Annotated in this window: 12 protein-coding genes; 7 read left to right on the forward strand and 5 right to left on the reverse strand. The window is 62.1% G+C overall.

Annotated elements, in window-relative coordinates:
- Nucleotides 1–68: 68 nt before the first annotated feature.
- Both AC1RNQ_RS14860 and AC1RNQ_RS14865 read left to right on the forward strand, forming a co-directional pair.
- Nucleotides 69–215 (forward strand): hypothetical protein, encoded by a 147-nt coding sequence (locus AC1RNQ_RS14860; protein WP_493172177.1) that lies wholly within the window; start codon nt 69–71, stop codon nt 213–215.
- Nucleotides 215–1,783, forward strand: coding sequence for a tetratricopeptide repeat-containing sulfotransferase family protein (locus AC1RNQ_RS14865; protein ID WP_493172608.1), 1,569 nt, complete (start codon nt 215–217; stop codon nt 1,781–1,783). The genes AC1RNQ_RS14860 and AC1RNQ_RS14865 overlap by 1 nt, the downstream gene beginning before the upstream one ends.
- Before the next feature lie 63 nt (nt 1,784–1,846).
- On the opposite strand, the gene AC1RNQ_RS14870 is transcribed toward AC1RNQ_RS14865, so the two are convergent.
- From AC1RNQ_RS14870 to AC1RNQ_RS14890, 5 genes are all read right to left on the reverse strand, one after another.
- Nucleotides 1,847–4,330 carry a TonB-dependent receptor gene (locus tag AC1RNQ_RS14870; protein WP_493172178.1) on the reverse strand — a complete coding sequence of 828 codons (2,484 nt, stop codon included), beginning with the start codon at nt 4,328–4,330 and terminating at the stop codon, nt 1,847–1,849.
- Nucleotides 4,331–4,522: 192 nt separating this feature from the next.
- Complete coding sequence (locus AC1RNQ_RS14875; protein ID WP_493172179.1) at nt 4,523–5,503, reverse strand: sterol desaturase family protein; 981 nt, start codon at nt 5,501–5,503, stop codon at nt 4,523–4,525.
- A 313-nt stretch (nt 5,504–5,816) separates the two neighbouring features.
- Nucleotides 5,817–6,743 carry a Vgb family protein gene (locus tag AC1RNQ_RS14880; RefSeq protein ID WP_493172180.1) on the reverse strand — a complete coding sequence of 309 codons (927 nt, stop codon included), beginning with the start codon at nt 6,741–6,743 and terminating at the stop codon, nt 5,817–5,819.
- Nucleotides 6,744–6,774: 31 nt separating this feature from the next.
- Complete coding sequence (locus tag AC1RNQ_RS14885; protein WP_493172182.1) at nt 6,775–7,785, reverse strand: MBL fold metallo-hydrolase; 1,011 nt, start codon at nt 7,783–7,785, stop codon at nt 6,775–6,777.
- Nucleotides 7,786–7,800: 15 nt separating this feature from the next.
- A complete protein-coding gene (locus AC1RNQ_RS14890; RefSeq protein ID WP_493172184.1) occupies nt 7,801–8,859 on the reverse strand; it encodes an MBL fold metallo-hydrolase in 1,059 nt (352 codons plus the stop codon).
- Nucleotides 8,860–9,098: 239 nt separating this feature from the next.
- On the opposite strand from AC1RNQ_RS14890, the gene AC1RNQ_RS14895 reads away from it, so the two are divergent.
- Genes AC1RNQ_RS14895 through AC1RNQ_RS14915 form a run of 5 tightly spaced genes read left to right on the forward strand, consistent with a single transcriptional unit; the run spans nt 9,099 to nt 13,155 of the window.
- A complete protein-coding gene (locus tag AC1RNQ_RS14895; protein ID WP_493172186.1) occupies nt 9,099–10,184 on the forward strand; it encodes a putative urea ABC transporter substrate-binding protein in 1,086 nt (361 codons plus the stop codon).
- A 30-nt stretch (nt 10,185–10,214) separates the two neighbouring features.
- A complete protein-coding gene (locus AC1RNQ_RS14900) occupies nt 10,215–11,030 on the forward strand; it encodes an ABC transporter permease (RefSeq protein ID WP_493172188.1) in 816 nt (271 codons plus the stop codon).
- On the forward strand, nt 11,027–11,815 hold the full coding sequence (locus AC1RNQ_RS14905) for an ABC transporter ATP-binding protein (protein ID WP_493172190.1): 789 nt from the start codon (nt 11,027–11,029) through the stop codon (nt 11,813–11,815). Before AC1RNQ_RS14900 ends, AC1RNQ_RS14905 begins: the two co-directional genes overlap by 4 nt.
- Nucleotides 11,816–11,827: 12 nt before the next feature.
- The gene (locus AC1RNQ_RS14910; RefSeq protein ID WP_493172192.1) at nt 11,828–12,334 is read left to right on the forward strand and encodes a CopG family ribbon-helix-helix protein; all 507 of its coding nucleotides are present in this window, start codon (nt 11,828–11,830) and stop codon (nt 12,332–12,334) included.
- The gene (locus tag AC1RNQ_RS14915; RefSeq protein ID WP_493172194.1) at nt 12,331–13,155 is read left to right on the forward strand and encodes an urea amidolyase associated protein UAAP1; all 825 of its coding nucleotides are present in this window, start codon (nt 12,331–12,333) and stop codon (nt 13,153–13,155) included. Before AC1RNQ_RS14910 ends, AC1RNQ_RS14915 begins: the two co-directional genes overlap by 4 nt.
- Nucleotides 13,156–13,166 lie beyond the last annotated feature (11 nt).

The following is a 13,166-nucleotide window of genomic DNA, read 5'->3' on the forward strand; positions in this document are numbered from 1 at the left end:
GAAGGGTCGACAGGACCTCCCGCGATGTTACGTTTGCTAAGGCAGGTAACACTCTTTAAGTCGGGCAGATGGATTTCGTCACAACCCAGGCCGTGACGACGAATCCGGTGCCAACGGTATTTCCTGCCGAAGCGGCCATGCCGCCGCCGGGCGTCGGTGCAGCGAGGCCCCTGCTCATCGCGGAGCGCTTGTTCGGCGCGGCCGCGGACATATGATGACGCTGGAAGTGCGGGCGAGGGCAGCGCTCAAGCGCGGTGACCTGCCTGCGGCTGTAGCCGCTGCCAAAGCCCTTATCCTGGCGGATTCCCGTCGGTCGGCGGGTTTTTTCCTGCTGGGAATCGCTGCAGCCGAAGCTGGCCAGATCGCCAAAGCGGTTCCGCTGATCGAGGCTGCGGTCGAGCGCGAGCCCAAGCCGGAGCATCTGGCGCAACTGGCCAAGCTGCTCATCCTGTTACGGCGCGATGGCGAAGCTGCCGATGCAGCGGTTCGGGCAATGGCGATGGCGCCGGACGATCCGCTGACGCTCGACACCATTGGATGTGTACTCGTCCGGCTGGGGCGCCACGAGGAAGCGATCGCACCCTTCACAGCTGCGGTGGCGACCGAGCCCGACAACCTCGAGTATCGCTACAATCTGGCGGCGGCAAACGGTTTCACCGGCCGGGTGGACGAAGCCCGCACGCATTACGAAGAGATCCTGGGCGAGAGCCCGGGCAATGCTCGCGCGCATTATGCGGTCGCCATTCTCTCCCGCCAGACCGACCAGGCCAATCATGTCCCGAGGCTTCAAGCCGCGCTGGCCGCGGCGGACAGGCCAGAGGATGTGCTGCGCATCAAATATGCGCTGGCCAAGGAACTGGAAGACATCGAGCGCCCGGCGGAAGCGTTCCACCACCTGTTCGAGGCCAATGCCACGCACAAGCGCGCGATCCGCTATGAGTTCGCGCAAGACGCCGCGATATTCGACGCGATCGAGGCGCTGTTCGGGACAGGTGAGAAATCAATTGTCCCCGGCGCGGGCAACGCGGATGCCTCCCCCATATTCGTGGTGGGCATGCCCCGCACAGGCACTACCCTCGTCGACCGCATCCTGTCCTCGCACCGGGACGTGGGATCAGCCGGAGAGTTGCAGGCGATGCCTTTGGCAGTGAAGCGGCTGGCGGGAACGTCGTCGCGCACGGTGATCGATCCAGCTACGGTCATGGCGAGCGGCGATGTCGATCCAGCCGCGATCGGCGACTCGTATCTCAGCCAGGCCAGCCATCACCGACCCTCGGGCGCCGTGCGCTTCACTGACAAGCTGCCGGCCAATTTCCTCTATATCGGCCACATCGCGCGGGCACTGCCCAACGCGCCGATCGTGTGCTTGCGCCGTAATCCGATGGACACGGTGTGGAGCAATTATAAGAATCTGTTCGCCAGCCAGTCCGCCTATTACGCGTATTCCTACGACCTGATGGATACGGCGCGCTACTATACGCGTTTCGACCGGCTGATGGGCTTGTGGGAAAACCTGTTTCCGGGGCGGGTGCTGCAACTGTCCTACGAACAGCTGGTCGCCGATCAGCAAGGGCAGACCCGGCGCCTGCTCAAGCATTGCGGCCTCGAATGGGACGAGGCGTGCCTGTCGTTCCACCAGAACAGCGCGGCGGTGGCAACGCCTAGCGCGGCGCAGGTACGGCGTCCGCTCAATGCCGATGCGGTGGGAAAATGGCGCTCGCACGAAGAGGCTTTGCGCCCGGTCGCGGCCTGGCTCGAAGCGCAGGGGATCGCGACAGAATAGCGGGGTTATCTCAGGATCGGGGCGCCCGCCGTTTCCGGCAAGCGCCCCGCCCGCTGCATCAGATCAGAATTTGACGCGACCCTCCAGCCCGAAGGTCCGCGGACTCAACACCGCCTGCTTGTAATAGCGCAGCAGGACGCCGTCGTTGAGGCCAGTGCGCGAACGGTCGTTGGCAACCGAAACCACGGCATATTTGTCGAAGATATTGCTCGCAAAGAGTGTGATGCTGTACCTCTCCGTATCGTAGGTCAAAGACGCGCGATGCACCACATAGCCCGGAATCTTGTCGCCAAAAGCGCGATCCCAGCCCAGCCGCGACACAATATTGCCACGATAGGTCGCGGTCCAGTTGGCACTCAGTTCGCCCTCCATGAGCGGCATGGTGTAGGTCGCCCCGAGACTGCCGGAATTCTTCGCCGAGCCCGGCAGGCGGTCGCCCTCTAGCGCGTCGAGCTTGATCGGCGCGCTGGGATATTGTCCGGCAGGGTCGTTCACGGCGATGATGTCGGCCGCGTCATCCGTCAGCTTGGCATCGAGATAGGAATAGGTACCCTGGATCGTCAGTTCACGCATGGGCCTGAACTGGAACGAGGTTTCGAAACCCTTCGACCTCGCGCCGCCGCCATTGACCGTAATCCCGGTAATGCCGTTGAGCGTTGCGGAAGCGATCTGAATCCCCTCCCAATCGATCTGGAACACGTTGAAGTTGAGGCTGAGCATGCGTTCAAACAATTGCGCACGCAGGCCGACTTCGATGTTCTTGGTCGTGTCGGGGCCGTACTGCTGCTCAAACGGCAGGGCGCAGATCAGCTGGGTGTTATTGACGTTGTCGCCATCCGGATCGTTCGGCAGCGGCTGCGGGCACGGCGCCACTCGGTTCGGGCCGCCGATGCGATAGCCCTTGCTGTAGGTAGCATACAGCATCAGGTCGGGCGTGAAGTTGTACGATGTGTTGAACTTCCAGACCCAGCCATCCTGGCCCGCCTCGCCGCCGGCCGGATCGAGGTCATAGGGGCTGAGGGGATTTGATCCCGGATCGAAGATGTCGAGCAGTGGCAGAGTGGCCGCGCCGGCGATTTCCGACGAATAGTCGAAATAGCGCGCACCGGCGGTCACCTGCCATTGCGGCGTTACCTGGAACGTGCCTTCCCCGAAGATGGCCTTTTCGGTCACCTGGGAGGTGACGTAGCTGACATATTCGAGCTCTTCGGGATTGTCTGCGATGACATTGCCGTAGATGCCATCGACGGAAATCAGGCCCGGCACATGTTCGGCGTAGTCGCTCTGAAACTTGTTCTCGTTGTAGAAACCGCCCACAACCCAGCGGAATGGCCCGCCGTGACGCGAAACGAGGCGAATCTCAGCGTTGTATTGCTTACGGAGTGTTTCGCTCTCGTTCCAGCTCGAGAAGGCGGGGAACAGCTCGTAATCGTAGTCGAGATCGAGCAGGAGGTCAGTATTGTCGCTCTGGCTCCGGGTGTTGACCTCCGTGTAGGCACCGGTGGCGACAACATCGAAGATATCGGCGATGTTGGCGTTGACTTCCGCGCTGGCGAGATGGGCGTGCCGTTTCACCGGCTCGACATAGCGGCTGGCGCTCTCGTATTTGCCCGTCCCTAACACCCCGGCGCTGTTCGACTGGCCGCCGCCGGTCTCGGTCTGCTGGTAAGCGTAAGTGAGGACCACCTTAAAGTCTTCGGTGGTCTGGAACAGCAACTGGTTGCGCGTGGTGAAGGTGCGCTCGAAGTTGAGGTCCTTCTGCGTGTATAGGTTGGCGGCATAGCCGGCATCCGAGATGCTGACGGGGCCGTCAGGCTGCGGCAGCGACACGCCCGGCTCCTGCAGCAGCAGCGTGTAGTCGATGAAGCCCGGATCGTAATAATAGCCGGTCGCCGAGCGGAAGGCGATGTGATCGGTGACGATCGGCAAGTTGATGACGCCATCAATCTGGTATCCGGCTTTCCCGCTGTGATCCTTGCCATAAAAGCGGCCGTGTACTTCGCCCTCGAACGCCGTCATATTCGGACGCTTGGGGATGTAGCGGATCGCACCCGCCATGGTGCCGAGGCCGTAAAGCGTACCCTGTGGTCCAAGCAGCGTCTCGACGCGCTCGAGGTCGAGCAGCTTGAAGTCGTAATAGAGCGGGACTTCGCCCAGATAGACCCCCATCGCGCTGTCATAGTTGGAACCGCCATCTCCCACATCGGAGGCGCTGAGCCCGCGCAGTACGATCGTTCCCGTGGAGCCTGGCCCGGTGTCGGAAACGGTCATGCCAGGCGTGAAATCGGCCAGATCGCGAACATCGTCGATGCGCTGATCCTCAAGCGTCTTGCCGCTGATCGCCGCGATGTTTATCGGCGTGTCCATGATGGTGGTGCTGCGGCGCGTGCCGGTGACGACGATGATATTGTCGTCGGCATCATAGGTGACAGCCGGATCTTCCTGTGCCTGTGCCTGTGCCTGTGCCTGTGCCGGCGCGGCGAGCACCGCGCTTGTGAGGATCGTTGCAGATAAAAGGCCCAGTCTGCGTGTGGCGCGATATGTCATTTTTAACCCCCATTTTGAGCTACAACTCTCCCGTGCCCTGGCAGACGCCAGAACCGGATTGATCTCTGATTGAAGGATCTTGCGCTAAGCCAGTTGCCGTTCTTCGGCTTATGGTCTGGCCCGCTTGCTGCTCGACTTATCCAGGCCGTCGAGTTTCTGAGATCCCGTGTTCCTTCTACTGTCCGACCAGCGTCAGCTTGGCGCAGCCGCCGATTTCGATTTGCTCCGTCTTTCCTTGATCCCCTCGATCAGCGGTTGAAACGGGAACATGAACTGCTCGTAGATCGACAGCCGCTTGCGTTCGTCCTGCCCGACAACGGACGATTCACCCTCTCGATAGGTGCCGAAAATCCGGTCCATGAGGATCATCGAGTTGCCGTAGTTGCAGCGCGTATCTTCATAGCTGAGCGCGGTATGGTGCAGACTGTGATGCCGGATCGTGGTGAAGACGAACGAGTAGAATAGCGGCGGGTTGGAGCGCACATTTGCGTGGGCGAAGCCCGAAATCACACCGCCCATGTTGAGCGCGCAGAATATTGCCGCCTCACTGAAATCGAACAGCGCCAACACGCTGAGGCTGATCAGGAACAGCTCGATCGGATTGCCGACGGCTCCCTTCAGCGCGTTCAGCTGGGTAAGGTGATGATGCGGCGCATGCGTCAGCCACAGCGGGTAGGAATTGTGCATCCAGCGATGCAGCCAATATTGGCCCAACTCGATCAGGAAAATTGCAATCCCAGCCTGCACCAGGAACGGCAGATGCGTAAGCCACGGCGTAGCGATTCCCAATCGTTCCTTGATCGAGATCAAGGTCCCATCGGCCAGATTGACCGTTACCCAGGAAATGACCGTGTAGCTCAGGACAACGTAGAACACATCGGTGAGGAATTCGGGGGTGTTCAGGCGCCAGCCTTCATGCCGTTCGAGGAACCATTCCAGGCTCTGGATCCACAACATGATCGCGACGCCCGTGATCACAAGCGTCCAAGGGTATTTGACCACCGCCTCGGGAGCGAGCCCCCAGAACAGCACGACCGCCACGAGCGTCGCAGGCGGAATCAGGTTGACGAATGTGGTCTTGATCCCGCCCGGGTTCTGCTCGCCTGCGAGTTCGCTCGCGACTGGCTTCAGGCCGCCAGGCGGAGAAGTGTTGCTGGCCGGCGGCAGGTCCATCGAAAATCTCCATATCAAGCCGATAACCGGCTTAATGTTGCAGATCCTCTCCCCCGTCCGTCACAGCGCTCTTTCGGCAATAGAGACACGGTAAGGATATTACCTAATGCGTCAAGCGTATTAATTACGAACGGATTATGGGAGGATTTGAACCGGTACGTCTGTGAAATATTGGTATTTTCATGCAGACGACGTCATCTGCAATTGCGGAAAATGTCCTGCACAGAGGCGGTAGAGTCACATAGCTGCAACAGTGGCAACTCAGACGGCCCGCCGATTCGGCGCGTACTAGCTACGGCTGCGACGAGATCGGCTAATCGTCGGATTTCAGCTTGCCGGTCCACCATGACATGGTTTTCAGATCATGGGCCGAAGTCCAGATCCCGGACGGCGTATAGCGGAGCGCCCCGCTGCCGGAGGGTTTGCCCGCGCGTGTCAGGATTTTCAGCGATTGCGGATCGATCACCGCGAAGGTCTGTTCCTCGGTCGTGCGCAGCCATACCGCCCCGCCGCCGGTGTCGATATCGCCATAGGCCAATTTCTCACCGACCTTTACCCGGCCGGACACGTCGAGCGTGACGGGATCGATCCGCGCGACGGTGCCGTCGCCCTGTTCCTGCACCCACACCGCCCCTTCGCCTGCGGCAAGGAAGCCGGGCTGTTTGCCGAGCGCCACCTTGCCCGCGACCGCATTGGTTTGCGGATCGATTTTCTGAAGGGACTGGCCGTCGCTGCTGACCGCCCACACGGCATCGAAGCCGAAGGTGAGATAGAAGGTGCCGGGATCGACCATAATCGAAGCAATGACTGTATTGCTGGCGGGGTCTACGCGGGCGACCTTGCCCGCGCCGTCGCTCGGTACCCAGATTGAGCCCGCGGCAACGACGACGTTGGTCTCGCCCTTGGGATTGGCGATGCCGGTTGGGATGATCGCCTGTACCTTGGCGGTCTTTACGTCGATCCGGTAGAGATTGCTGTTCTTGCAATTGGCAACCCATAGCGAGCCGAACGCGACCGACATCGCGCCGCAGGGTCGCGGCACGGGGGTGGAGGCAAGCTTGCCATCGGGAGACCATTGTTCGACGCGGCCGTCGTTGGTGGTCCAGACGGTGTCGCCGTCGATCGCCAGGAAGTCGGCAAAGCCCGGCACGCTGATTTCCTTTTCGGTCAGTTGCGCGTGAGCGGGTGCCGAAGCGCAGAATGCGACCGATGCCAGTGTCAGGCCAATGGATTTCCTCATATGCGTGCTCCTGTCCTGAAACTTTTGCGGGTCAGCTGTAACGATACGGGTTCTTGTCGATTGTCGTCGTCCCCCGCGTCTGATTGCAGAGGAAGACCGTGCCGGTGAAGTAGATGCCGGGTTCGGTGATCGTCTTGGCGTATTCGAATGCCTCACGCAGTTGCTGCACGGTCATCTCCACCGGCGCCTCGTCGGGCTGCCAGGTCATGCCATAAGCGTAATCCTCACCGGTGTTGCTGATCTCGACATGGCAGCCCATCACATGCGTTACTGGATGCGATTCACAAAAATCGACGAGCCGCTTCATGCTGTCGAACCAGGGCTGCCAGAAGCTGATGTAGCAGCGCCCCCTGTAGAACATGTCGCCGGTGTAGAGAATCTGCGTGTAGCCATCGTAATAGGCGAATTCCGACACGACGTGGCCGGGCGAACCCCAGATCAGGATTTCGCGCCCGCCGAGGTCCAGTGTCACCCGTTCTTCCGGGAAATTGGTCATGCCCCAGAAGCCGACCATCTCGTCATGGGTCAGCCCCATGTAACGCGTGTTCGGGCGGTCGGCGAACTGGTTGACCGCTGCATAGTGATCGGCATGCAGGTGGCTGAACGCGACCAGCAGTTCGAGGCTGGCCGGATCGCGGTCGTTGCGGCTGCACCACTCGTCGATGCACTGGTCCACGACACCGCGCAGGTCCCAGTCGTTGCGCAGCTGCACAAAGCCTTCGTCGAGCAGCAGCACGCGGTCGTTGCCGAAATAAAGCGGAGCGAATGGCGCCTCGTAGCTATACGCCTTGTTCTGCCGCAGGATCGCCGTGTGCGGATTGTACCAATGGACCTGGACCGGCGGATCGGTGTTGTCCACGCAGGACGAGGAGCCGCAGATCCATTTCTTCGGAAAGCTCCCCGGCGCAGGGAGATTGCTCTTGAAGTCGATCGGCGTCCCGCCGGTGGAAACGGATGCGGCGTTCGCAAGCGAGGCGAGCCCGGCACCGGAGAGCGGGACGGCGGCCAAGGCATTGTAAGTGAGGAAGGTGCGGCGGTCCATGGGGACTCCTCGACGTCAGAAGGGGCGTGGGGCGGTGATATTGGGCACGCCTTCGGGCCAGACCTGGGTCCGCGCATCGGGGCTGACACCGTTGAATAGCGCGAAGTCGGGCCGGATGAGCATCATGTCCTTGCCCTGGACTTCGCGGGCATGCTGAATCGCCTCGTCGATCAGTGCGGGCTCCATCTCGAGCAGGCGCTCGTATGGCTTATAGGTCGCGAACCGGGCGTAATATTTCCCGGGCACGAACATCATGTCGATGTGGCCGCCGAGAATCCATTTGACCGGATTGCGCGCCGTGAAGGCCTTGAGCCTTTCCAGCGAGGCGACGAAATCGCCGTCATTGCTGATGTTGATCCTGCCGGGAAACAGGAGGTCGCCTGTAAAAAGAAAGTCGCAGTAGGGATCGTAGAAGGTCACGCCATCCTTGTGCGTGCCCGGTGTCGGAATCACCTCGATCAGACGGTCGCCGAGATCGATCGTGCCCGTGCCCGCAGGCCAGTTGCCGGCCAGACCGTAGAAGGCCTTCATCGCTCCATACGGCTTGGGGACGATCGTCGTATCCGGCCGTCCGGCGAACTGCACCAGGCCCTGGTTCTGCGCGATGTCCTCGCCCGATGTCAGGGCGACCGTAAGCGGAACCTTGCTGCGCCCGCGCGCCTGTCCCCAGCGCGTGACGATCGCCTCGACCGTCTTGCGCAGCGGATAATGTTCGGCGTTGGCGGTCGCGCCGCTGTCGATCAGGAGCGCGCCCTTGTTGCCGAACAGCAGGTAGGTGAACGGCGCCTCCCAGTGCACGCAGACATTCTGCCGGAGTACGAAGCTATCCTCGTTATATTGCACCACCTGCACGCGCGGATCGCGGTTTTTGGCTGCGACGTTGGAGCCGTAAGTCCAACGGAAGGCCAGGTTGCCGGGCGCCGGGCCGTCGCAGGCATATTTGTGGACGACCGCTCCATTGCGATGCAGCGGCACGGCGCTGTCCGTGTTGCGTGCGCCGGCAGGATTATAGCCGAGATCGGGATTACCGTTGGGGTGCGCGCGCGCCGTCGCCGACTGCGGATTGCCGGACAAGACGGGGTTGTAGGTCGGGCTTTGAGGCATCGAATTCTTTCGCAAACGGCCGCGGATGCGGCGTTGAACGATTGCCTTCGATGCACGCCCTCCCAGACGCCGCGGCTCCTCCGATCGAACACGATCGGGTCCGCACGGCTGCCATCATATGGATATTACAAATTATATCAACGGTAATAATTGACGGTGGACAACATCTGGATTTGCGGCAATGCTGCAAGTGCGAAAGGAGTCGAATCATGCTCAACGGGATCCGCAGCGCGGGAAGAATTGCGTTGATGGCTTGCGCCCTGCTGGTGGCGTCCTGCTCGCCTTCGGCAACCGAAGCGCCGCAGACGCGCACGGAGTTCAACATCGGCTGGTCGATCTATGCCGGGTGGATGCCCTGGCCCTACGCCCAGCAGTCCGGCATCGTGAAGAAATGGGCGGATAAATACGGCCTCGATATCAATTTCATCCAAGTCAACGACTATGTCGAGTCGGTGAACCAGTACACGGCCGGCAAGCTGGACGGCGTGACGGTTGCCAACATGGACGCGCTCACCATTCCGGCGGCCGGAGGCAAGGATACCAGCGCGATCATCGTCGGCGACTATTCGAACGGCAATGACGGCATCCTGCTGAAAGGCGCCGACAGCCTTGCGGCGATCAAGGGACGGCAGGTCTATCTCGTCGAGCTCTCGGTCTCGCACTACTTGCTCGCGCGCGGCCTCGAATCCGTCAACATGCCGCTCAGCGCCGTCCGGACGGTGAACACGTCCGACGCGGACATTGCCGGCGCCTTCACTGCTCCGGAAGTCACGGCAGCGGTCGCCTGGAATCCGCAGCTTTCGTCCATGCGGGCTACGCCGGGCGCCAGCGAGGTGTTCAGTTCCGCCGACATCCCGGGCGAGATCCTCGACTTGCTGGTCGTTGACACCGCGACGCTGAAGGCCAACCCCAATCTCGGCAAGGCGTTGGCCGGAATCTGGTACGAGACGATGGCGCTGATGCAGCGGCAGGACGCGGAAGGAAAGGCGGCACGGGCAGCGATGGCAACGCTGGCGGGTACCACACCCGAGCTGTTCGAAAGGCAGCTGGCCACCACCTATCTCTACGCCGACCCGAAGGCGGCGGTGGCCGCAACATCGTCCCCCGCGCTCATTACGACGATGACTCGCGTTCGGGACTTCAGCTTTTCCAAGGGCCTCTTCGGCCAGGGCGCGAAATCCCCCGACGTCGTCGGTATGTCGTTCCCAGGCAACAAGACGCTGGGCGATGCCAATCGTGTCACCTTGCGCTTCGACGCGACCTTCATGCAGATGGCTGCCGATGGTAAGCTCTGAAGGGGCAGGGCCTGGTAGACTTCCGATCTCATGCGTTGGGTGAATCGCCGGGCCGGGCGGGGTAGCCGCATTCTCCTGGGCGCGGTTCCGATCGTGCTGCTGGTGCTGCTCTATCTCGGAGCCGCGGCCGGCCGTCACGCGGCCAATCCGAACGACAGAATATTGCCGATGCCCGGCGCCATGGCCGAGGCGATGGCGGTGCTGCTGTTCCAGCCGGATCCGCTTTCCGGAAAGCTGCTGTTCTGGGCCGACACCCTTGCCAGCCTGGAGCGGCTCGGGATGGGCCTCGGCATCTCTACCCTCTCGGCCTTGCTGGTGGGCCTCGTGCTGGGCGTTCTCCCACCGGTTCGGGCCACCTTCGGTCCGTTGGTAACCGGGATTGCCGTTATTCCGCCGATAGCGCTGCTGCCGATCCTGTTCATCGCCTTCGGGCTGGGTGAGGCGGCGAAAGTGGCGCTGATCGTCATCGGCATTGCGCCCTTCATGATCCGCGATGTCGCTGCCCATATTGCCGCCCTGCCGAGGGAGCAGATGATCAAGGCGCAGACTCTGGGCGCCAGCAGTTGGCAATTGATGCTGCGCGTGGCGCTGCCCCAGGCCATGCCGCGTCTGATTCAGGCGGTACGCCTGTCGCTGGGCCCGGCCTGGGTGTTCCTGATCTCGGCGGAGGCGATCGCGTCCGACATCGGTTTGGGCTACCGAGTCTTTCTGGTCCGCCGCTATCTCTCGATGGACATCATCCTGCCTTACGTCGCGTGGATCGCGCTGCTTGCTGTGGCGATGGATTTCCTCCTGACATGGTCCAGCCGCCGCCTGTACCCCTGGGCGCATGGAGCCGGCCATTGAGCGCCTTGCTGAGCCTCCGCAACATCTGGGTCGAATACGGCGACAAGGTCGTCCTCGAGAGGGTACAGCTGGATATCGCGGCCGGCTCTTTCGTCTCGATCGTCGGTCCTTCGGGTGCAGGAAAGAGCAGCCTGTTGCGCGTGATCCTCGGCCAAGAGGCGCCAACGCGCGGCTCGATACTGCTCGATGACATGCCTCTCACCCCAGAATGCGGGCCAGACCGCGGCATCGTGTTCCAGCGCTATTCGGTGTTTCCGCATCTCTCGGTCCTGCGCAACACGCTGTTCGGGCTTGAATGCGCGCAGGCCCCCTTCACCGCCCGGCTGTTCGGGGGAAGGCGCCGCGCCGCCGTTGCAGAAGCGGAGGAGATGCTGGCAGCGGTCGGCCTCGGTGACAGTTTGCACCTCTATCCGGCGGCGATGTCGGGGGGCATGCAGCAACGCCTGGCGATCGCTCAAGCGCTGATCAAGCGGCCGCGGATCCTGCTGCTGGACGAGCCCTTCGGCGCGCTCGACCCAGGAATCAGGGCCGACATGCACGGGCTCATCACCAGGCTGTGGAGGGACTATTCGCTGACCATCATCATGATCACCCATGACATCAAGGAGGCGTTTTCGCTCGGCACGCGCGTCCTCACCCTTGATAAGCGCCGCCATGATCCGCACGCCCCTCATCGCTTCGGCGCAACGGTCGTTTATGACTTGGCGCTGACCAGAGCGGCGTCCGCATGCACCGACATTGCCGATGTGGATAGTATTACGATTGACAAAGATGATAATAATTGAGAGGACGGCAGGATGAATACGGAACCCGCCAGTCTCGCCCGGCTCAGCATGAGCCTCCCGGCAGAGCTGTTTCGCCAATTGGACATGATGGTTGAGGAACGCGGCCTGCCATCGCGGTCCCAGCTGATCGCCGAGCTGATTCGCCACGCGTTGGCAGAGCACGAGGCGCTCACCCGGCCCGAGGACATGCTCGCTGGCACAGTGACGCTGGTCTATGTCGGCAACCGAGGCCGGGTGCGGCAGCAACTCGCCGAGACCCAGGCCGATTACCTGAAAGAAGTCATCTCTTCCCAGCACGTCTTTCTTGAGGACGACCAGTCGCTTGAGGTGCTGCTGGTGCAGGGGCCTGCCATGCGGTTGAAGGAACTGTGCGACGCGTTGCGCAGCATCCGTGGCGTACATCAACTGCAGCTTGTCACCACCACCGCGTTGCTCCCGCCGCTCCACGAGCCGGACGACCTGGAAAGTGCGGGCGCCGCTGCGTCCGCCAAGGGCCGCGCCAGGGAAGCCGCTGCATGACCGCACCGCTTGCCGATCCCACGGCGGCGCGCGACCATGCTCGCGCCATGGCTGGTACAATTGTGGGGGCGATGCCCCGGTTGCCGCCGGTCGCCGACGACCTTCCGGTGGGTGTTTCCGCTGACGACCTGTTGTGGGAGGAGACGATCGCGGCGGGCGGCTATGCGACCCGCAGGCTGGCGCGGGGTTCGCGCCTGCGCCTGATCGACCTCCAGGGCGACGCTTGCGCGTCGGTGCTGATCTTCAACGCCGAGATGCCGAGCGAGCGGCTTAACGTGGCCGATACGGTGAAGGTGCAGTGGAACGCCTATCTCGGCGCGGGCAAGATGCTGCTGTCCGACATGGGCCGGGTGCTGATGAGCATCCTCGAGGATGATGCCGATACGCACGACGCGTTTTGCGGCACCTCCAACGCCGCGACGAACCAGGCGAAATACGGCGAAGGCTGCAACAGCGGCGCCTTTCCCAATGGGCGCGACCGCCTGCTGCTGGGCTCGGCGAAGCACGGGCTGCAGCGCAGGGACGTCCACCCTTGCGTGAACCTGTTCAAGGGAACGCGGATTGAGGCAGACGGGACCATCAGGCCGCTGGTCGGCCCCTATGAGCCAGGGCGGTCCATGGTCCTTCGCGCGGAGATGGAGGTGATTGTCGTCATCGCCAATTGTCCCCACGTGCTTGATCCGCGCGAGCGCTGGACTGTCACGCCATTGCGGGTCTCGGCCTGGCGCGGCGCGGTGACACCCGCGGACGACCCCGTCCGCACCGGTACGCCGGAGGGATTGCGCGCCTTCCTCAACGTCGAAGACTATTTCCGTCGCTAGTAAGGTGCCAA

The organism is Sphingopyxis sp. GW821-FHT12F08, from assembly GCF_058806755.1.

Bases quoted from the DNA above. Each gene is read 5' to 3' on its own strand.
- AC1RNQ_RS14860 (WP_493172177.1), top strand. From the start codon at position 69: ATGGATTTCGTCACAACCCAGGCCGTGACGACGAATCCGGTGCCAACG.
- AC1RNQ_RS14865 (WP_493172608.1), top strand. From the start codon at position 215: ATGACGCTGGAAGTGCGGGCGAGGGCAGCGCTCAAGCGCGGTGACCTG.
- AC1RNQ_RS14870 (WP_493172178.1), bottom strand. From the start codon at position 4,330: ATGACATATCGCGCCACACGCAGACTGGGCCTTTTATCTGCAACGATC.
- AC1RNQ_RS14875 (WP_493172179.1), bottom strand. From the start codon at position 5,503: ATGGACCTGCCGCCGGCCAGCAACACTTCTCCGCCTGGCGGCCTGAAG.
- AC1RNQ_RS14880 (WP_493172180.1), bottom strand. From the start codon at position 6,743: ATGAGGAAATCCATTGGCCTGACACTGGCATCGGTCGCATTCTGCGCT.
- AC1RNQ_RS14885 (WP_493172182.1), bottom strand. From the start codon at position 7,785: ATGGACCGCCGCACCTTCCTCACTTACAATGCCTTGGCCGCCGTCCCG.
- AC1RNQ_RS14895 (WP_493172186.1), top strand. From the start codon at position 9,099: ATGCTCAACGGGATCCGCAGCGCGGGAAGAATTGCGTTGATGGCTTGC.
- AC1RNQ_RS14900 (WP_493172188.1), top strand. From the start codon at position 10,215: ATGCGTTGGGTGAATCGCCGGGCCGGGCGGGGTAGCCGCATTCTCCTG.
- AC1RNQ_RS14910 (WP_493172192.1), top strand. From the start codon at position 11,828: ATGAATACGGAACCCGCCAGTCTCGCCCGGCTCAGCATGAGCCTCCCG.
- AC1RNQ_RS14915 (WP_493172194.1), top strand. From the start codon at position 12,331: ATGACCGCACCGCTTGCCGATCCCACGGCGGCGCGCGACCATGCTCGC.